The sequence below is a fragment of the Flagellimonas marina genome (genome assembly GCF_042651185.1).
Classification (GTDB): Bacteria; Bacteroidota; Bacteroidia; order Flavobacteriales; family Flavobacteriaceae; genus Flagellimonas; species Flagellimonas marina.
The window spans coordinates 1,539,666-1,558,865 of record NZ_JBHSCL010000004.1; the positions used below are offsets into that span (position 1 = coordinate 1,539,666).

Genomic DNA, 19,200 nt, shown 5'->3' on the forward strand with positions numbered 1-19,200 from the left:
TGGTTGATAAATTTCAGCCTCCAGCCAAGCTCACTCAAAGAGATAATTGCTTACCTGTCCTGCAAAACAGAATAATCAAAGAAAAAGGCTTTCTTAGTACCATTTTTCTTGGCCTGCTCCACAGCCTCGCTCAGTTTGTCGGAGGTCATTTCAGAAACGTTATGGGCAGTATGGACTTCCAAGTCTTCAGTCTCTGCCCTAGCAATTAAATGGTTCAGGAATACAGAATCTTCGTTGTTATTAACCAAAATAATGTTTAACCCATTGGACCGATACCGCTTAAATTCTTCTATGTACGCATCGGTTTCTTTTTCTGAATCCACTGCGATACATACCCAATAGACAAAATCGTTACCGCCCTTTGCCACAATTTTTGCATTGGGTTTCATACCAATGTTGTCCATGCAGGAAAACAGGGAAGTGGAAAGGAGTAATAAGATAACATGAAATCCTCTCATCTTGTCTTTTTAATTAATCTCAAGGTATTTTCCATCTTGCGCTATGGCATATATTTTACCGGTAAATGGGCTCTTTGCTTGAATGGACCACCCCATACGATGCACTTCCATATCAAGATTCACTTTGGTACCATCCTTTAAAATAGATTTTCTCCCAAGCGCATCCAATTGGTTTGCCCATGAACCATTCTCAGAATAATATTTCTTCTGTGCTCGATAAAGTCCATACAACATCCATCGGATTTGTTCATCCTCTGGAATCTTAAAACTATCTACTTCCCCAGCCACTTTTGGTGAAAAATAAGCGTAGCCCCAATGTTCGGGTTCATGCATATTAATCACCCCTTGTGGAGACCACACCCAATTGTATTCAGGAAGAAATTTGCCGTTTTCGTCCTTTTTTCGGGAATATTTTCCGTCAATCAGGTCGAAATCCCAGTTTACTCTAGAAAAATTAATACGCCAGAAGTCATCTTCAGGAATCATATTGCTGCCACTCGCTTCTTTCAACACCTCCCACGGCATGGCCACTTCAACACTCCATCCAGTATCTGTATCCGAAGCATCATTTAAAGTGCCATTGACATGCACAGCGGACTTCAATCCCAAAATTTCCCAACTGTCTACCACAGGAGCACTTTCCCTATAGGGTTTAACAAGAAGTAAATCCCAAACGGTGTTGAGGGCATTCATTTCGAACTCATAATAATTATGGGTGTCACCATCGGGGTCGATGAAGATTTCAAAATCGTTGTTATAGAAAATAACGGTATCGCGTTGCTTTAGGTTGGCCCAAACGTGGGGTTCTTCCATTTCAGCATAGAAGTACAGGTAGTTTTCGTCCCATAACATCCGTACATTGGTCTTATACCTTGGCGTTTTTACTCCTTTAATATCAATAAAATCATGGGATACATCCGCCTTGCCCCAAGAGGTTTCATTGGCCAGCCCATCAACTTTAATAGGCTCATTGGTTTTGTACACAATGATGGATTGCGGTCTTTCAATTTGTTGTCCAGAACAGGAGACTCCCATTACCAAGGATAGACACAACACTACTATTTGAAATATTTTTGACATTTGACCGAAATCTATTTAAAGGATTTATAACGATTGCTTTGGTTACATTTGAAAGCTGTTTAAGTCGATATAAATCCGTTCAATATTTAGTTATTTGTAAAAATTCCTAATTTCATCGGGATTTATGCGCTTTATTAGACCAATGACAGCTAAGCGAAGCCAAATGTTCAAAAAATGTAATCATTAGCCAGATGCAACTTCAAAAAAAGGTCAAAAATAGGTTCTTGGTAAATGCTGCAACACAGTTCAAGATTACCCCCTTGCATCATGTAATATTCTGGCTTATCTATTTTACCTTCAATTTTTTGCGATGGGGCAGTTATTTCAATGATTATGTCTATTCTTTGAAGTCCAATCTTTTGGGGTTTCCCATACATATTTTTCTGACTTATTTTACCATTTATTATTTGATTCCACGTTTTATTTTTAAGCGGAAAATCATACAGTTCATTGTCATCCTATTTTCTTCCATTTTTGTTATGGTGGTCATTAAATATCTTCTCACTTATTTCTTGATTAGAGAGGATGTTTGGCCCGAAGGTCCTGAAACCCATAGCCTTACCCTCAACTATACTGTTGTAATGATGTTAGGCGAACTTTATGTAATCACCTTTGTGGCCTCCATAAAATTGACCATTGATTGGCTCAGGGAAACCGGAAGGGCCGCCCGATTGGAAAAAGAACAATTGGAAAGCGAACTTCGGTTTCTGCGGGCCCAGATCTCGCCACACTTTTTCTTCAATACTTTGAACAATATCTACTCACTGAGTCTGGAAAAATCGGATAAGACTCCGGAGACCATTATTAAACTCTCGGATTTGATGCGCTATGTGCTTTATGAAACCAAGGACAAGAATCAAAGTTTACGAAAAGAACTGGTCTTTATACAGAATTACCTAGACCTTGAGAAGATTCGGTACAATGAGAATCTTCAACTTGAATTTAGGATAATCGGAAATCCAAAGGGAAAGAAAATCGCACCAATGTTATTGGTCCAATTTATTGAAAATGCCTTTAAACATGGGGCAAATCAAAATATACGCAAGGTCAGGATAAGCATCAATATCAGAATTGAAGAAAAGTTTCTTTATTTTGAGATCAGGAACACCAAACCAAAAAACCACTTACACACCAAAGAAAAATATGCCGGTGGTATAGGGCTTTTGAATGTTGAGAAAAGATTGAAATTACGGTATGGCGAAGATGAGTACAAACTTGACATACATGAGGAATTGGATGAATATATTGTGAACTTAAAGCTCAAACTCAGATGAATATTAAATGTGTAATTATTGATGACGAACCCTTGGCGGTAAAGGTTATTCAAAATTATATTGAACAAATCAAAGAACTCGAGGAAATGGCCGTGTTCAATAATGCCATTGACAGCCTTGCCTTTTTGCGAGAGAATAAACCAGACCTTCTTTTTTTGGATGTGAACATGCCTATCATTGATGGCTTCAGTTTCCTTGACAGTTTGGATGAGAAGCCCATGGTAATCATAACTTCTGCCCATGCGGAGCATGCGGCCAAAGGGTTTGATCAAGAGGTTTTGGACTATCTGGTAAAGCCCATTTCCTTACCCCGATTCATAAAAGCGGTGAACAAAGCCATTGCTAAATGCAAGGAACACCCTAAATGGGATACCACCCGAGACCATATCTTTGTGAAGGTGGACAAAAAGAAAATGAAAAAAATCTACTTGGATGAGATTATTTTGGTGGAAAGCCTAAAAGATTACATCAAAATCATTACCACCAAGGGAAATCATATAGTGCATAAAACCTTGAGTGCTTTCACAGACGAACTTTCAAGTGACAGGTTTATAAGAATTCATAGATCTCATACTGTCTCTTTGGATAAAATAGATGCCTTGGAAGGCAACAGTGTTGAAATCGCAGGAAAACGATACGTTATTGGCCGAAGCTATCTTGAAGATGTAAAGGGTATTATTTTAGAACGTTCCATCTCTTCAACAGGAAGCAAAAATTCAGATTAAAAAAGCTTGCCGCAACGGCAAGCTTTTTTGTCTATGTACTTGATAAATTATGTGATGAGATTTCCATTCTCATCCCATTCAGCAATGTCGTTACGTTTGCTCTGGTCCACACATTTAGCCACCCATTCCGGGTCATAGGAAACTCCGTGCTTCTTTAGAACATCATCGGGCACACCGTCCCATACATTGGGCATATTACCTTTGTAGCCTAGTTCCTCAATTCCAATTTTTGTGGTGTAGAATCCGGTCATGGTGAGATTACGAACCAATGAGAAAAAATTGACTTCAAAGGGTCGTTCACTCTCTGGAATATTGGCATCATAATAGGCAATTTCATCCAAAATGGTTTTCTGTTGCGCTTCGGTGGCGGACTTAAATTCCATCTCAAACTCGGTATTGCTCTTGTGATCTAACCACATTAAACCTCCCCTGAGGTCGGTCTGCATTTCAGGAATGTCTTTCGCCATGAATTCAATAAAAGAAACCACATCGGCATCCGAAGCACTTTTGAACTCTTCGCTGCCTGGTAATATTAAATCGCACAGAACGGTCATGGTGGCCAATTCATGTTCATTAAAAAATTGCTCATCATACAGTTCGGCAACGTGCTCATTCTCTTTTTCGGTCCGCCATTTTACCGCAGTGCTCTCAATTGTCTTTTCATCAATGGCAACTTCGGTTCCAGGTTTACAACCATTTAGGGCCAGACCTCCAGCCACAGAACCCAAAACAATTGATTTTAAACTTTTCCTTCTATCCATTGCCTATAAATTTTGCTTTTTCAATTGATCTACGATATAATCCGATGCCCTCCAAGAGAGCGCCAAGATGGTCCATGTACAGTTTTTATCGGCCTGCGAGGTAAAAACCCCTGCATCCACCACAAAAACATTGTCAACATCATGCAATTGTTGGTATTTATTGGTGACCGATGTTTTTGCATCATCGCCCATTCGGGTAGTACCCACCTCATGAATAATACGGCCGGGTGCATGAAGTCCATAATCAGCTTCGGGACCTGGTTTCTCACCAATGAGCTCTCCGCCCATGTTGGTCAATATCTCTTCAAAGGTATCGTGCATGTGCTTGGCCTGTTTACGTTCCAAATCTGACCATTTGTAGCGGAAACGCAATACCGGAATACCCCATTCATCCACGGTGCTAGGGTCTATTTCACAATAATTTTCTTTTAGGGCAACGGATTCTCCCCTACCACTCATGCCCACAACGGCACCATAGTACTTCTTCAAATCTTTTCTGAGTACGTCTCCGTAACCTCCTGCCTTAGTGCCGAAGAACTTATTGAAATCGTTGACGTTGAACCCGGTACCATAGCTGGGCATTCCACCCCCGCCCCAGGGTTCAATATGATATCCTCTGGGAAAATCACTTCCTTTGTCGTTCCACCATGGTGAATACACATGGATGCCACCTACACCATCTTCATTGTAAGACATATCGCGGTTCATCAAATCTGGAATGAAGGCCATTCGGTCCGCCCCTGTGGAATCATGTAGATATTTACCCACATGGTCACTACTGTTCCCCAGGCCATTGGGGTGCTGAGCACTTTTGGAGTTCATAAGAATTCGTGCGGTGCTACAGGCCGAAGCACCCAATATCACTACTCTTCCTTTGAGCTTATATTCTTTTCTGTCCTCTTTGTTGATATACGACACTCCAGTAGCCTTACCTTCATCATTAACCGTGACTTCGCGCACCATACAATTGACAAACAGGTCTACTTGACCTTTACTTTTTTGGGCAGGGAATATTAAACAGGTACCGGCTGAAAAATCGGCATACACCTGGCAGGCCCTTGAACACTGTCCACAATAAAAGCAGACCCCCCTTTCATTGTTTATTCTTTTGGTTAGCATGGACATCCGTGATGGATACACCGGAATGCCAGATTTTCTTGCTCCTTTTATGTAGAAAAGTTCATGCAACCTAGGTTTGGGCGGCGGTAGAAAATAACCGTCTGGATCATTAGGAAGCCCCTCATTGGTACCAAAGACTCCAATTAATTTATCGACCTTGTCATAGTAGGGTTTTACATCGTCATAACCAATGGGCCAATCATCACCGTAACCATCAATACTTTTATGCTTAAAGTCATCTGGTCCAAAACGAAGCGAAATACGCCCCCAGTGGTTGGTACGCCCACCCAGCATGTGGGAACGGAACCAATCGAACTTTGTACCTTCTGCATGAGTATAGGGCTCCCCTTCAATTTCCCAGCCACCGTAAGCAGCATCAAAATCACCAAATGGCCTAACGGTTCCTGCCCCTCTTCGTGGGGACTCGTATGGCCATCGTAGTTGGGTTCGCTGTTCTGGGTCTGCTGGGTCAAAAAATGGACCTGCTTCAACAACAGCCACTTTTAGACCTGCATCGGCCAATACTTTTGTGGCCATTCCTCCACCGGCTCCAGAGCCAACAATAATGGCATCATAGACCGTTGAATTTTCAATTATCTGCATTGTGTTCTTAAATTCTTATTTAACACTGATTTTATTTTCATTAAACCCCAAAAAGCGGAATTGAACCTTTATGGGTCCCTTACACTATTTGATTCGTTTTGGGTAAATGATGAATATTCAAAATTTTCAAATTAGAATCCGTAATTTTTAGACCAACGACCCTCTTACGAAGCTTAATAACAACAAAAAAGCTAAAGGATAAAATACTTGTAAGCCTACCTTTTTTTGATTCAGAATGAATGAAAGTTTCATTTCCTCCTTATCGATTATTCTCTGAAACGTATCTTGATTATATCAAAAAAACTATCTCTAAGCTGGGAAATTCCGCTGTGCAGCTAAATATCGTTAAAATTTAAAAACGACGGGGATTGGCGCTCTATTTTTGTAGAAAATATAATGGAGTCCTCAAAAAATTAAGCTTTTAAAAGCTTAACCCTAAACGTAGATCCTTCGCCAATATGACTCTCCACCGAGATGGTTCCCCCCATGGATTCAATCTGGTTTTTGGTAATGAATAGTCCAATTCCGCGAGCATCTTTGTTACCATGGAACGTTTTGTACATGCCGAAGATTTTCTCACCGTGTCTGGCCAAGTCTATTCCCTTGCCATTGTCCTCAACTGATAATACATGATGTTGGTCCTCTTCAGAGACTGTAAGAATAATATGGCACTTCTTTTCTATATCTCTATACTTAATACCATTGGTGACCAAATTTAGGATGATGCTTTCTATATATGCGGGGACTCCTTTTATTTTTAGTTGAGAAGAAACCTCTACTATAACCTCAACCTTATTCTCATTAATCAAGGCATTGATGTCTTGTAAAACTTTAGTAATGGTTTTACGAAGCGGGATGGTATCCAATTCCTTTTCCGTCTCCAATTTTACTTGAACCACCTCGTTGAGATGGGCAATGGTCTCATTGAGACCGTTGGATGCCCTACCCAACATATCCAAGGTGTCTTTTCGTTCTTTATCTTCCAAGGTATCATCCAAAAGAAACCCACTTATCATGGTGAGGTTGGCGGCATGGGATCTTAGATTATGGGAAACAATATGGGCAAAATTTAAAAGTCCACTGTTCTGATTAGTGGTCAATTCCAATAGACTCTTTAATTTTTTCTCTGCAATGATTCGGGATGAGATATCAACAATCTGAGATATAAAATGAGAAATTGTACCATCTATTTTAAGTACCGCGGTAACCGTTAAGAAAACATAGACCAACTGCCCCTCCTTGTCAAAATATCGCTTTTCAATTTGATAGGTGGACCGTTTTCCGTCAACAAGTTCGCCGAGGAGGGTTAAATCAATTTCCAGGTCATCGGGATGGGTTATATCTTGAAATGTAAGGTTCAATAGTTCGTCGGTTGTATATCCCAAACTATTGCATAGGCTTTGGTTCACTTGCATGAACTTACCGTCCAGTCCTACCAAGGCCATTCCAATGGAAGAATTTTCAAAAGCTCCTTGATGTGATTCTTCACTCTTAACAAGTTGCATTTGGGTGGTCTTCAATTCGGTAACATCTTCGTTGACCCCTATCATTTTCAACGGCTGTCCATCATCATCCCAAATCATTCCCGCCTCTGCCTTTATCCATCTAATTTCCCCATTGGGCCTTCTTATCCGAAAAGTGGTATTGAAATCTTTTTTCCCTTCAACGGCGTCCTTTACCTCTTGAGCAGATCTTTCTTTATCCTCGGGAAGAATGCAAGACTCCCAGGCTTCATACACCCCATCAAAATCTGATTCTTCAAGGCCATATAGTTCGTACATGTTATGATCCCATAGTACTTGATTTTCTGGAATATTATACTCCCAAATACCTATGCCCGCTGTTTTGGTGGCAAGGGCTAATCTTTCGCTTACGCGTTTATATTCAAACTCAGCTTTTTTTCGAACATCTATGTCTTGAAATGTTCCCGCTAGTCGAACGCACCTGCCATTTACGATTTCAGGCTCTCCAATGGCCCTTACCCAAACCTCCTTCTTTTTTGCAGTAACAATTTGAAGTTCCACATCCCAAGAAGTTCCATGGTCAATTGCATTCTGAACCAACTTGGATATGGTTTCCCGGCTATGACCTTCCTTATAAAAATGAATGCCCTGCTCAAGATTGGGAACATAATCGTAGGGAACTTCATGAATTTCTCGGGTGATATGGGACCAATAAACTGTATTTTTTATCAGGTCAACTTCCCATCCGCCAATACGTGCTACGTCTTGGGCCTTTATTAAAAGTGACTCTTCAAGTTTCTTATCGGTTATGTCCTCTAGAAAAAGAATCAATCCCTCTACAGCACCATTTTTATCAGAAATGGAATTGATTTTCCATTCGTACCAGACTGCATCGCCATTTTCCAGAACCACGCGCATCATATCAGACCGCTGGTCCACACCTTCCAAGCAATAGTTGATGTCCATTTTCAATTCGTCTGGCAGCGTAGGCATGGATTCATAAAAAGGCTCCCCTTTTATATTTCTCGATTGCTTGAACTGCTCCAACCAAGTATCCGTAAAATCCACCAAATTCAACTCTGTGTCCAAAAACGCAAAGGAGATTGGAGCTTTAAGGCAAAGGGATTGATCAATTGTCATCCAGTTCAGTTCGATTATTGTTGAGGGCAAAAGTAACTAAAACCTTTTAAGAATATTTCAGGCACTTAGCTAATAACGATAATTTAAAAAGCTTAGTACCGGACACTGACCCATAGTTGTTTTGTTTAAAGTATAACCCTTTTGTGTTCAATATCCTAGCTACAACGTCAGTTGCAAAACCAAATTGCACTTTATTTTGTTAAACTTTTAAAAAAATAAGTTAAACAAAAATATTTTTGTTTAAGTTTACTATGTATTTCTTAAACATTATAAAACAACAGTCACATGAAAACACTACTGAGAATAACCAAACTTGCTTCACTGGTTATGCTATTTACCCTTGCATCTTGTTCAGATGATGACAATGGAATGGCACCACCACCAGAACCTACAGCCAACATTGTGGAGGCTGCCCAAGCCACCTCAGATTTGAGCACATTGGTGGCCGCACTACAGAAAGCTGATGAAAGTGCCAACAATGATTTGATCACTGCACTTAGTGGTGATGGACCTTTCACCGTATTTGCCCCAACTAATCAAGCCTTTGCAGACCTATTGGCGCAATTGGACGGATATGATTCCCTTGATGATTTCAGTTCACAACAACTTCAAGACCTTTTGGCCGTTATCCTAACCTACCACGTTGTGCCGGGTGCAGCTGCAATGTCCACAGATTTAAGTAATGGACAAACGCTGACCACCTTGCAAGGTTCCTCCTTAGAGGTGAGCACCACCGGAGGGGTTTTTATAAGTGATGCCACAGATGTTGCTGCGCAAGTAACCACAGCAGACGTGGAAACATCCAACGGCGTTGTTCATATTATTGACAAAGTACTCTTACCACAAGCCATTTTAGATGCCTTGGCAGATGTTATTCTTGTACCCATCACCGACTTGGCATTGGGCAACGAGAATCTTGAAAATTTGGTGGCTGCCCTTGTAGCCGCTGATGGCGACTTACCGACCGCTTTGCGAGGTGATGGACCATTTACGGTATTGGCTCCTACTGATGAAGCCTTTGAAACCTTTTTGGATGGTGCCTCACTTGATGACATTCCAACTGAAGTATTAACACAGGTTTTATTGAACCATGTAATTGAAGGTGAATTGTACAGTACAGATTTGCAAAGTTTGGGCGCTGGATATACCTCAACTTTGGCAAGAGGAGTGCAGGATGCCAATATCAGCATCTTCTTTGATACGTCGGACGGAGTTACCTTTAACGGTGTATCTTCTGTAGTTACCCCAGATGTAAAAGCATTGAATGGCGTAGTTCATGTTGTGGATGCCGTAATTGATTTGCCCAATATTGTAGATCATGCTGTGGCCAATCCTAATCTTACTTCTTTGGTGGCCGCCCTTACAGACGGAGGCAACACTACATTCACGGACCTTCTTTCCAATGAAGAGGAAGAGTTTACCGTTTTTGCACCAGTCAACGACGCCTTCGCTGCCTTTACAAATCCGAATTCCAACGATATCAATGCTATCTTGTCCAACCATGTAGTTGTTGGAGCAGCAGCCTTCTCATCAGGATTGATGAACTCATACGTGAACACAGCTGCTGAATTTGATACCGATGAGAATCTGAGCCTATATATTAATACAGATGATGGGGTAACCCTTAATGGAGTGAGCAACGTAGCCATCGCTGATATTGTGGCGACCAACGGTGTAATCCATGCCGTAGATGCCGTAATTGATTTGCCAACCGTTGTAACATTCGCTGTAGCTGACCCTAATTTCTCCACTCTGGTTCAGGCGTTGACCGAGCTTACCCCAAGTACGGACTTTGTAAGCGTCTTGTCTGCCCAAGGTGGTGCGGGAGATGACCCATTCACCGTATTTGCTCCAACCAACGCTGCATTTGAAGCCCTTGCGGCCATTCCAGCTGAGGATGATTTAATACCGGTGTTACAACACCATGTAGTGGCAGGAGCCAATGTTCGTTCAGGTGATCTTTCTGATGGTATTACGGCCACAACTCTTGAAGGTGATGCCATTACCATAAATCTACCTGGAACTGGAGACAACATTGCAGATGTAACCGACGGCGCTGGAAATACAGGAATCGGTATCGATGCAGTGGACGTTCAGGCCATAAACGGTGTTATCCATGTACTGGATGCCGTATTGATTCCTGATACTACGAATTAATATAGATTCCGTTAAGTTTGTTTAGTTTATAGTTAATAAGAAAGCTCCCAAGATTAATTTCTTGGGAGCTTTTCAATTTAAATAGTTGTGCTTTTAAAATTTATGAAGCATCCAATTCTTCCAAAAACTTCTGTGCGTTTTGCAGATGGCCGGCTTTGGTATCTGGATTCATTTTGTCAAAATTGCGTAGCAACATTGCAAGTCTAGGATTCTGTTCAAAGAAATCTCGATTCTTATCCATGAAATTCCAGAAGAGTCCATCCCAAATTTCCTCCCATTCACCACCATCATAATCTCCCATTTTGTTGATGTAGTTGCTACTACTAATGTAGGGTTTGGTACTCATAAGTCCGCCATCGGCAAAGAGCCCCATGCCATACACATTGGGCACCATGACCCAATCATAAGCGTCAATGAAAAGTTCCATGAACCATTGGTAGATGTCATCTGGGTCAAATTCGCACAACAACATAAAATTGCAGAGCACCATTAAGCGTTCAATATGGTGGGCATACCCAGTTTTCAATACTTTTTTGATAGTGATATCCACTGGGGTTATTCCGGTTGTGCCATCATAAAATGATTTTGGAATCTTTCGGGAATAGCCCCAAAAGTTACGGGTACGTTCCTCCGTACCTTTTACTTGATAAATCCCGCGGATAAACTCACGCCAGCCCATAATCTGTCGTACAAAACCTTCCAAAGAATTAATGGGCACCTTATTTTCTTCAGCAAATGATATGGACTCATGTAGCACATCTTCTACAGAAATCATACCCACGTTGAGCATAGGTGTCAATACACTGTGGTGTAAATATGAAGCATCTTTGACAAGGGCATCTTCATAATCCCCAAACTTATGAAACCGGTTTTCCAAGAAATCCATGAACCACCGGTCCGCTGATTCAAAGTTCATGGGATACAAAGGGGATTGGGAAAGCGACCCAAGATTGTCTGCAAAATGGGATTCCACATAGCTTTTTGCTTCTTTAAAATAAGTATCGGCATCAGGAAAGGAAATGGACGGCGGGGTTCTGTTTTTTGGATACTTTTTTCGATTGTCCACATCGTAGGTCCACTTCCCTCCTTTTGGATTATCGCCCTCCAGTAAGATCTCCCGTTTTCTCCGCTGCTGTTTGTAAAATGTCGTTTGAAAAAAGTTCTTCTTGTCTGGTTTGAAGAAATGCTTCAAATCATCTGTTGAATTCAAAAAAAGCGGGGAGTCATACCACTTTACGATAGCCCCTGAGGCACAAGACTTAATTCGCTTTTCCAACCAATTGTCCGTTGGGTCAATTATGTGGAACTCTTCGCATCCTTCGGCAACCAATTCCTTCAATAATATCCGGATATCGGCACGTTCTTCCTGCGCATCAACGTAATGGACATCATATCCTTTTTCGGAAAGAAAATCTGCATAGAATTTCATCGTAGCCCGATGAAACAAAATTTTCTGTTTATGAAAATTATATTGATTAAAAAACAAGGTTTCCTCCACCAAAAACACAGGAACACCCTCTGGAAGCAAATCCAGATTTTGAAAAAGCTGATGCGGAAAACGTAGGCTTACTTTTCTCATTTTTTTGTTAGGGAATTGATCATCCCTTTAAAAACGAAGGCATGAAAAGGCAGCACCATATACCAATACAAACGGCCCCAAAGCCCTTTGGGCCTAAATACCGCTCTTTGGAACAAGGTGTTATCTATTATTTTGAACTCCAACCAAGCTTCGCCCGGTAGTTTCATTTCGGCGAAAAGAAGCAATCGCTTTTGTTTTTTGTCTGCAAGCAATACACGCCAAAAATCCAAGGGATCGCCAGCTTCCAGATTGGTATCGTGCCTACGTCCACGACGCAGTCCCACTCCGCCAAATAATTTATCCAGATATCCACGAATGCGCCACAACAGATTAAAACCGTACCAACCGTTTTTCCCGCCAATGGACCATATTCTGTTAAGGGTATACGTTTCATCCTTTACAATTTTGGAACGCACATCTTTAAAGCAACCGTGATTGGGCACTTGAATGTGATCGGACAACTGGTCATGGAACACCCCACTGCTAATGGCATCCTTCCAACTGGAAATTACAGAGTTCTGTTCAATTTTTTGAAAGGCCAACCTAACGGCTTCCTTATACGGCATCGGTTTTACGTGAAGAATTTCATTGATTTGGCTGGGTTTGGCTATAACTTCAACCTTCATACTATCTACCAATGCCTTGGCCAGATTGAAGGAGGTTGAGGTCACAAAATACAGCCAATACGATGATAATCTCGGGGTAAGCACTGGGAGCGTCAAAATGTATCTTTTTAATCCCCGAACCTCACCAAATTGATACAGCATTTGCTTATATGTTAGAATCTCGGGACCACAAATGTCAAAGGATTGGTTCCTTACTTCTTCTTTTCCCGCTGCACGTTGCAAGAAGCGGAGCACATCGCGAATAGCTAGAGGTTGCGTTCGGGTGTTGAGCCATCTAGGTGCTACCATTACCGGTAGTTTCTCCACAATATCCCTGATAATTTCAAAGGAAGCGCTGCCGCTACCGACAATAATACCTGCTCTAAAGATAGTTAAGTCATACGAATCCGATTTTAAGGTGTTCTCAACAGCCAAACGGGATTTAAGGTGCTTGGACAGTGATTCATCATTCACAATGCCGCTCAAATAAATAACTTGGTTGCACGTAGTTTCTTCAATTAGATTCTTAAAATTTTCTGCGCATTGTTTCTCCAATTCTTCAAAATCGTCTCCTGTGGCGGTCATGGAATGAATTAAGTAGTAGGCCACATCAATATTTTTGGGAAAAACAACATCTTCGGTATCCAAAAAATCCACCTTGATAAACTCAATACCTACCTTGGATTCAATTTCATCGGGAATTCGGTTCAAATCCCGGACACAACAAATAAGTTCATGTTTTTCAGACAAAAGGTTCATAACCAAACGTTTGGCTATGTATCCTGTTGTTCCTGTGATGAGAATCCGCATTTAAACTGTTTTGCTCGTGTTTTTCGGGCGTTGGTATGGGTATCTCGTCTGCAATTTGGGTAAAGCATAGCCATCCAGACCGTTGATACTGACAATATTTCCTTTGGAAAGGTTCACAAAACCATCTTTTTCCAACAAATCATCTTGAATATACGCAGAAAGTATTTCACCCACTACAAGAATTGTCCCATTCAGCTTTATGGGGTATTCTTCCACAAATTTCATAGCCAGCTTTATGGGTGATTGAGTAACGAAAGGGGCTTTAAAATTGTTGATATATTCAGATTTGAGGTTGGTCATTTTAAACTCTGATACTTCTTTTGGATACTTTGCCGAAGTATGGTGTCCATCCTCCATGATTTCTTGGGATATGTGATTTATAGTATAAAAACCAGTCTGTTTTAGGTTGTCATAGGAATTTCTGGCCACGGTAGTCGGCCTCAAAACAAATCCCAACACGGCAGGATCGGAACCCAAATGAATCACCGAACTGAAAACGGCTACATTTTCATTACCGTGATTATCGACGGTTGCAATAAGATTGGCCGATTTAAACCCGGACAAGCTATTGATCAAATTTATGCGGTACAGCTTGTCCAGAGAGCCCAAGTCCGTTTGTGTAAAACATCTCATACCAATGTGTTAAAATTGCCCACCTTGACCTGATTTGCCTTGAGGTCATGCAACAGGTTATACAGACCGAAGAATGTTCGGTTGATGTAGATAAAGTGTTTGGAGCCCCTGTTGGCATCCATTCGTCTCAACTCGGTATTTTGTGCATATTTTTTGCCCAACTCGGCTATTTTTCCAAAAAAGACAGTGTCTGAAAAATCAAATACCTCATTATGGAACGGTTGGGTGAAAAGGCTCAGCATTTCCCGAAACATGTTGGTGAAGAATTGAATTTCCTCTGGGGAATCTTCAGGTCGTAAAATTTCCAGCTCAAAAAGTTTCTTTTTAAAGAATTTCGGATTGGAAATATTCTCTTTTTTGGCCAATTCAAAATAGGGAACATAAAACGAATCGGGAATTGACTTGATGCAGCCAAAATCCAAAACTACAAGTTGGTTGTCCTTAGATACCAAAAAATTGCCAGGGTGAGGGTCTGCATGTACTTTTTTCAACTTATGGATTTGGAACATATAAAAATCCCACAACGCTTGGCCCAAAATATTGGATACGGTGCTGTCTTGGTTGTGCGCGGTGAATTCAGATAAATGCTCCCCCTGCATCCAATCCATGGTTATGATTTTTTCCGAAGAAAGATCTTTGTAATAGGTCGGGAATTTTAGATTGGGCAAGTGACTGCAAGCATCTACCATATTTTGGCTTTGCTCAATTTCCAATAGGTAATTGGTCTCTTCCATCAATTTATCCCGTACTTCCTTAAAATACTTGTCGCTGTCCTTTCCTTTTATATTGAACATTTTTAGAGCGATGGGCTTTACAAGGGCTAAATCCGTGGCTATACTATCGGATACACCTGGATATTGAATCTTTACGGCAAGTTTCTTTCCATCCTTTGTGGCTTGGTGTACTTGCCCAATGCTGGCACCATGAACAGCTTCAGGGTTGAAGGAATCAAAAACTTCTGATGGGGATTTTCCAAAATACTTTCGGAAGGTCTTGTTCACCAAAGGTCCTGAAAGTGGTGGTACGGAAAACTGGGAGAGTGAGAATTTTTCCACATAGGCCCTTGGTAACATGTTCTTTTCCATGCTCAACATTTGGGCTACTTTAAGGGCACTGCCCTTTAACTCCCGAAGGCTGCCGTAAATATCCTCGGCATTGTCTTGATTGAGCTTTTCCTTGGCCTCCTCTTCTGAAGTCGTTATTTTGTTTCCGTAATATTTCAGGTAATTTACACCTACCTTGGCTCCCGTCTGCACCAATTTTGTGGCACGTTGTATTTTGGAAGTGGGGATACTATCTATTGTTTTCATTTACGACATTGCCATTTTTTCCTTAAAAATAAACTTCCCCAAATCCACTAAACTTTGCAATGGGGTCGCTTCCAAAACATCAAAAGAACTATTGACAGATTTTTCAATGAGAATGTCCGTTTTCTCAAAAGATGGTGAGTTGTCATCAAGCCAAAACTTTAGAATAAAGAGCAATTGTCCCCAAGCACTTTCCGAAATAGCCTTACGCTGAAACTTTTCAATGCGTTCTTGGTTGAGTTCCATGGTTTTTATGTCAAGGCCATCCACATACTTTTTAAAGTCCTCCCTAAGCTTGTGCAATGTTTTGAGGTTGTCCAAGGCATGCTTTCTATTTTGCAGGATCAGCGAGACATAACTTCTATTGGCAGTTAAAATCTCAAAAAAGGTATAGTAAAAGCTCAACAATTGGTTCCGCGAGTTGGATGTGTTGTAGGCTTCATCTTTATGCAACAGCGCTAAGGTGTTTTCCAGAAACGTTGAAAATATGGAAGACTTGATTGCACCGAACGAACCAAAGTGTTCATAAAAACTGGTCTCTTCAAGATTGTAGGTTTTGCAGAACTTATATACCGAAGCGGGTTCTTCATCGTGTTCCAGCACATATTCCATGAACCATGAAACAATCTGCTGTTTGGAAATATTCTTCTTTTTTGCCATCGTCCTTGTTTTCTGTAAAGATACAAAATGTTTAATGTTTCTATTTAAAAATTAAACATTTTAACAAGGATAATTTTATAGATTCTCAGGGTTAATGGCCAGACTCTTGAACAACTTGGCTTTGGTATGAAAAAACTTGTTTTGCATTTCGTTACGTTTTAGGTAGGCGTCAATGAGTTTGCTTTCCCTGGAATTTATCAAAAACAAGGAACTCTCCCCAAAACTGAATTTTCTTTCTTCCGCCTCAAGCAAAGTACCGTAATCCCTCACTATATTGGCTATCAACGTATTTTGGGTAAGGTAGGAATCCAACTCCCTATAAATGGCGATAACCTTGTTCTGAATTTCAATTTGGGCATTATCCCGCTCAAACTCGGCATCCCTTAATTTGAACTTAGCCAATTTTAAATCACCTCTTTCTTTACGTAAAAACAACGGAAAACGGAACGAAAGCCCTCCTTTATAATTTTCTGTGACCAAAGAATTGATAAATTCGGGTGTCTCGGTTATAAAATTGTACTCCACATCTAATTTTGGGAGCAACTTGTTTGCCTTAAGCCTTCGGTCCACCACAAGACCATCAATCTTAAAATCGAGTGAACGTATTTTAGGGTGGTTATCCAAGGTGAAACTGTCCAAAGGCTTTCCCAAAATTTCCAAGGTTGTATCTATTTCAGCATCAGCTTCCAAATTTGGCACCACATTGTCCTGCAATTCCACGGGCACATCATCAATCCATAAGAAATTGGACAACTCCAGAGACCTTTTTATCAGTTTCACCCTGGCTTGCTCCAAGCTCAACGCTCTATTTTCAACTGCTATTTTGGCTTCTACGGTATCAATTATGGCGATATCTCCTGCCAAGGCACTGCTTTTTACACCCTGAAACCTGACCTCGGCATTTTGTAAAAAATCCTGAAAAACTTCAGCATCCCTGTAGGCCCGTAACCAATCAAAATAAGCCAAAGAGGCATTAAAGAGCACTTCATTCACCAATAAATCTTGGTCGGCTTTGGATTGCTCCCTAAAAAATTTGGCTTTTCGCAGGGTAGCCATGCGTTCGTTGATCCAAAATCCCTGTAAGACGGACATAGAGACCCCAGCACTGTACAAACCGTCTTCTGGAAGCGTTTCATTAGGGTTGATGTAAACGCCCTCACTTTGTTGATAATTTCCTTTGAGTTCAATCCCGAACCACGTTGGTAGTTTAAAGGTAGTATTGAGTCGATCCCAATATTCGGTGTCCTTGAACTGCTTGCGGTCATAATCCACTTCAACCTTAGGGTCAAACCCTCCCCTGGCCTTCATAAGATTGGCCTGACCAATGGGTATAGCAAGCTGGGCCTGCTTGGCAACCGGATGGTATTTTTTCACATATCCCAAATACTCTTTAAAGCCCAGGACCAAACTGTCTTGCTGGGCATGGGAAGCAAAGATGGTAAGGAAAAAAATCCAAATAAGGTGGTTAATCCTACTACTTTTTGGCATCGGCAGTTGAATTTTGAGGTTGGTAATAATTGGGTGGAAAACCGTTGAGCTGTCGCCATAGCTCAAACCAAATGGGAACATCTTCCAGCAAAGCCATGGTTCTTGCGCCAGAACCAACCCTAATATCGGTTGGCCATTCTGTATCTTCCTCATCTGGAGCCAACAGGATACGATACTTTCCGTTAGGACTAATGAAGGTTTCAATGGCCACAACCTCACCACCAAAGGTACCATAGGAAACGTTGGGCCACCCACTGAAAACAATTGCCGGCCACCCATCAAATTGTATTCGCACTTTTTCCCCAATGTGCATTAAAGGTAAGTCTATGGGTTCTACAAAGGTTTCCACGGCCATATCGTATTTTGCGGGCATTATTCCCACTAAGCGATCTCCTTCCTTAAAAGTTTCCCCGATGCCTCCCTGGATGGCCCTATTTATAAATCCACTTTGGGGCGCCCGGATGTAATAGAGGGCATTTCGAATTGAATAGTTGGTAAACTCATTTTCCAGTTTTGTTACTTGTGCCTCCGAGTCAAATTGATTGGACTGTGCGGTGAACTTATCACTCTGCGCCTTTGAAATCTTGTCGGTGTACTCTGCTTGCACCCTTGTTATCTCAACTTGGGCGTTCAACACTTCATTTTTGCTGGCCAGGAGCTTATTCTCTTGTGAGATAAGCTTTGCTTGGGTTTCTTGTAACTTCAAGCGTTTTTCCTCTACATCGGTAACTGCCTTTAGTCCCTCGGATTCCAATTGTGTGGTCCGGTCAAATTGCCTTTGGGCAATCAATATGTTGGTCTTTGCCGCTTCTAGATCTATACTATCGCTTTGGACCTTTAATTTGGATTGCAGCAATTTGTTTCGAGCCTGTTCCAATTTCAAAGACCTTTCTTGCACCAGCGCGGCTATTTGAGCATCAAGGGCTTTCACTTTCTCTTGATACGAGGTGACCGACATCTCTTTTGCCTTAATCTGCTGTCCTGTTCTTTCTACCAGTTTGGGATCAAAGTATTCATTCTTTATTTCAGAAATGTGCAAGATGGTATCTCCCTTTTCAACAAAATCCCCTTCCCTGACAAACCATTTTTCAATACGGCCCGGAATTGGGGATTGAATGGTCTGGGGACGCTGGTCTGGGGTCAAAGTGGTCAGATAACCCCGCCCGGATATGGTCTGTGTCCAAGGTAGAAACAACACTATGAACCCTATGATAAAAAATACAGCCAGAAAGCGATTGAACTGTTTGTAGTGCCGCTTATGAAAGACCTTTCCAGCTTTGTACACCGTAATGTCTACCTTTTGGTTTAACCTGTTATGTGAGATATTGAGCATGGTTT

15 protein-coding genes are annotated in these 19,200 nt (G+C 41.2%); 3 read left to right on the plus strand and 12 right to left on the minus strand.

Features of this window, described 5'->3' with window-relative positions:
* Positions 1–50 precede the first annotated feature (50 nt).
* Positions 51–458, minus strand: coding sequence for a hypothetical protein (locus ACFOWS_RS10480; protein ID WP_379764245.1), 408 nt, complete (start codon positions 456–458; stop codon positions 51–53).
* A gap of 9 nt (positions 459–467) precedes the next feature.
* A complete protein-coding gene (locus tag ACFOWS_RS10485) occupies positions 468–1,538 on the minus strand; it encodes a carbohydrate-binding family 9-like protein (RefSeq protein WP_379764247.1) in 1,071 nt (356 codons plus the stop codon).
* A gap of 191 nt (positions 1,539–1,729) precedes the next feature.
* On the opposite strand from ACFOWS_RS10485, the gene ACFOWS_RS10490 reads away from it, so the two are divergent.
* Both ACFOWS_RS10490 and ACFOWS_RS10495 read left to right on the plus strand, forming a co-directional pair.
* On the plus strand, positions 1,730–2,812 hold the full coding sequence (locus ACFOWS_RS10490; protein WP_366588446.1) for a sensor histidine kinase: 1,083 nt from the start codon (positions 1,730–1,732) through the stop codon (positions 2,810–2,812).
* Positions 2,809–3,537, plus strand: coding sequence for a LytR/AlgR family response regulator transcription factor (locus ACFOWS_RS10495; RefSeq protein ID WP_379764249.1), 729 nt, complete (start codon positions 2,809–2,811; stop codon positions 3,535–3,537). The genes ACFOWS_RS10490 and ACFOWS_RS10495 overlap by 4 nt, the downstream gene beginning before the upstream one ends.
* Positions 3,538–3,584: 47 nt before the next feature.
* Here ACFOWS_RS10495 and ACFOWS_RS10500 read toward each other — a convergent pair whose 3' ends face one another.
* The 3 genes from ACFOWS_RS10500 to ACFOWS_RS10510 all read right to left on the minus strand — a co-directional run bounded on the left by ACFOWS_RS10500 (position 3,585) and on the right by ACFOWS_RS10510 (position 8,623).
* Positions 3,585–4,298 carry a gluconate 2-dehydrogenase subunit 3 family protein gene (locus tag ACFOWS_RS10500; protein WP_379764251.1) on the minus strand — a complete coding sequence of 238 codons (714 nt, stop codon included), beginning with the start codon at positions 4,296–4,298 and terminating at the stop codon, positions 3,585–3,587.
* Between the two features lie 3 nt (positions 4,299–4,301).
* A complete protein-coding gene (locus ACFOWS_RS10505) occupies positions 4,302–6,020 on the minus strand; it encodes a GMC family oxidoreductase (RefSeq protein WP_379764253.1) in 1,719 nt (572 codons plus the stop codon).
* A gap of 413 nt (positions 6,021–6,433) precedes the next feature.
* Positions 6,434–8,623 carry a PAS domain-containing protein gene (locus tag ACFOWS_RS10510; RefSeq protein WP_379764255.1) on the minus strand — a complete coding sequence of 730 codons (2,190 nt, stop codon included), beginning with the start codon at positions 8,621–8,623 and terminating at the stop codon, positions 6,434–6,436.
* A 285-nt stretch (positions 8,624–8,908) separates the two neighbouring features.
* Between ACFOWS_RS10510 and ACFOWS_RS10515 the strand changes: the two genes are divergently transcribed.
* Positions 8,909–10,780 carry a fasciclin domain-containing protein gene (locus tag ACFOWS_RS10515; protein WP_379764257.1) on the plus strand — a complete coding sequence of 624 codons (1,872 nt, stop codon included), beginning with the start codon at positions 8,909–8,911 and terminating at the stop codon, positions 10,778–10,780.
* Between the two features lie 100 nt (positions 10,781–10,880).
* On the opposite strand, the gene ACFOWS_RS10520 is transcribed toward ACFOWS_RS10515, so the two are convergent.
* The 7 genes from ACFOWS_RS10520 to ACFOWS_RS10550 all read right to left on the minus strand — a co-directional run bounded on the left by ACFOWS_RS10520 (position 10,881) and on the right by ACFOWS_RS10550 (position 19,195).
* Complete coding sequence (locus tag ACFOWS_RS10520; RefSeq protein ID WP_379764259.1) at positions 10,881–12,359, minus strand: cryptochrome/photolyase family protein; 1,479 nt, start codon at positions 12,357–12,359, stop codon at positions 10,881–10,883.
* A complete protein-coding gene (locus ACFOWS_RS10525) occupies positions 12,356–13,774 on the minus strand; it encodes an SDR family oxidoreductase (protein ID WP_379764261.1) in 1,419 nt (472 codons plus the stop codon). The genes ACFOWS_RS10520 and ACFOWS_RS10525 overlap by 4 nt, the downstream gene beginning before the upstream one ends.
* Positions 13,775–14,407 (minus strand): flavin reductase family protein, encoded by a 633-nt coding sequence (locus tag ACFOWS_RS10530; protein ID WP_379764263.1) that lies wholly within the window; start codon positions 14,405–14,407, stop codon positions 13,775–13,777.
* Complete coding sequence (locus ACFOWS_RS10535) at positions 14,404–15,717, minus strand: ABC1 kinase family protein (RefSeq protein WP_379764265.1); 1,314 nt, start codon at positions 15,715–15,717, stop codon at positions 14,404–14,406. Before ACFOWS_RS10535 ends, ACFOWS_RS10530 begins: the two co-directional genes overlap by 4 nt.
* The gene (locus tag ACFOWS_RS10540; RefSeq protein ID WP_379764267.1) at positions 15,718–16,374 is read right to left on the minus strand and encodes a TetR/AcrR family transcriptional regulator; all 657 of its coding nucleotides are present in this window, start codon (positions 16,372–16,374) and stop codon (positions 15,718–15,720) included. It abuts the gene before it with no gap.
* Between the two features lie 75 nt (positions 16,375–16,449).
* Positions 16,450–17,862, minus strand: a complete 1,413-nt coding sequence (locus ACFOWS_RS10545) for a TolC family protein (RefSeq protein ID WP_379764269.1) — start codon at positions 17,860–17,862, stop codon at positions 16,450–16,452.
* A complete protein-coding gene (locus tag ACFOWS_RS10550) occupies positions 17,849–19,195 on the minus strand; it encodes an HlyD family secretion protein (RefSeq protein ID WP_379764271.1) in 1,347 nt (448 codons plus the stop codon). Before ACFOWS_RS10550 ends, ACFOWS_RS10545 begins: the two co-directional genes overlap by 14 nt.
* Between the last annotated feature and the right edge of the window lie 5 nt (positions 19,196–19,200).

Coding starts and splice junctions, on each gene's coding strand:
- ACFOWS_RS10535 (WP_379764265.1), bottom strand. CDS start 15,717: ATGAAAACAATAGATAGTATCCCCACTTCCAAAATACAACGTGCCACA.
- ACFOWS_RS10500 (WP_379764251.1), bottom strand. CDS start 4,298: ATGGATAGAAGGAAAAGTTTAAAATCAATTGTTTTGGGTTCTGTGGCT.
- ACFOWS_RS10495 (WP_379764249.1), top strand. CDS start 2,809: ATGAATATTAAATGTGTAATTATTGATGACGAACCCTTGGCGGTAAAG.
- ACFOWS_RS10550 (WP_379764271.1), bottom strand. CDS start 19,195: ATGCTCAATATCTCACATAACAGGTTAAACCAAAAGGTAGACATTACG.
- ACFOWS_RS10480 (WP_379764245.1), bottom strand. CDS start 458: ATGAGAGGATTTCATGTTATCTTATTACTCCTTTCCACTTCCCTGTTT.
- ACFOWS_RS10505 (WP_379764253.1), bottom strand. CDS start 6,020: ATGCAGATAATTGAAAATTCAACGGTCTATGATGCCATTATTGTTGGC.
- ACFOWS_RS10510 (WP_379764255.1), bottom strand. CDS start 8,623: ATGACAATTGATCAATCCCTTTGCCTTAAAGCTCCAATCTCCTTTGCG.
- ACFOWS_RS10540 (WP_379764267.1), bottom strand. CDS start 16,374: ATGGCAAAAAAGAAGAATATTTCCAAACAGCAGATTGTTTCATGGTTC.
- ACFOWS_RS10485 (WP_379764247.1), bottom strand. CDS start 1,538: ATGTCAAAAATATTTCAAATAGTAGTGTTGTGTCTATCCTTGGTAATG.
- ACFOWS_RS10545 (WP_379764269.1), bottom strand. CDS start 17,862: ATGCCAAAAAGTAGTAGGATTAACCACCTTATTTGGATTTTTTTCCTT.
- ACFOWS_RS10530 (WP_379764263.1), bottom strand. CDS start 14,407: ATGAGATGTTTTACACAAACGGACTTGGGCTCTCTGGACAAGCTGTAC.
- ACFOWS_RS10525 (WP_379764261.1), bottom strand. CDS start 13,774: ATGCGGATTCTCATCACAGGAACAACAGGATACATAGCCAAACGTTTG.
- ACFOWS_RS10520 (WP_379764259.1), bottom strand. CDS start 12,359: ATGAGAAAAGTAAGCCTACGTTTTCCGCATCAGCTTTTTCAAAATCTG.
- ACFOWS_RS10490 (WP_366588446.1), top strand. CDS start 1,730: ATGCAACTTCAAAAAAAGGTCAAAAATAGGTTCTTGGTAAATGCTGCA.
- ACFOWS_RS10515 (WP_379764257.1), top strand. CDS start 8,909: ATGAAAACACTACTGAGAATAACCAAACTTGCTTCACTGGTTATGCTA.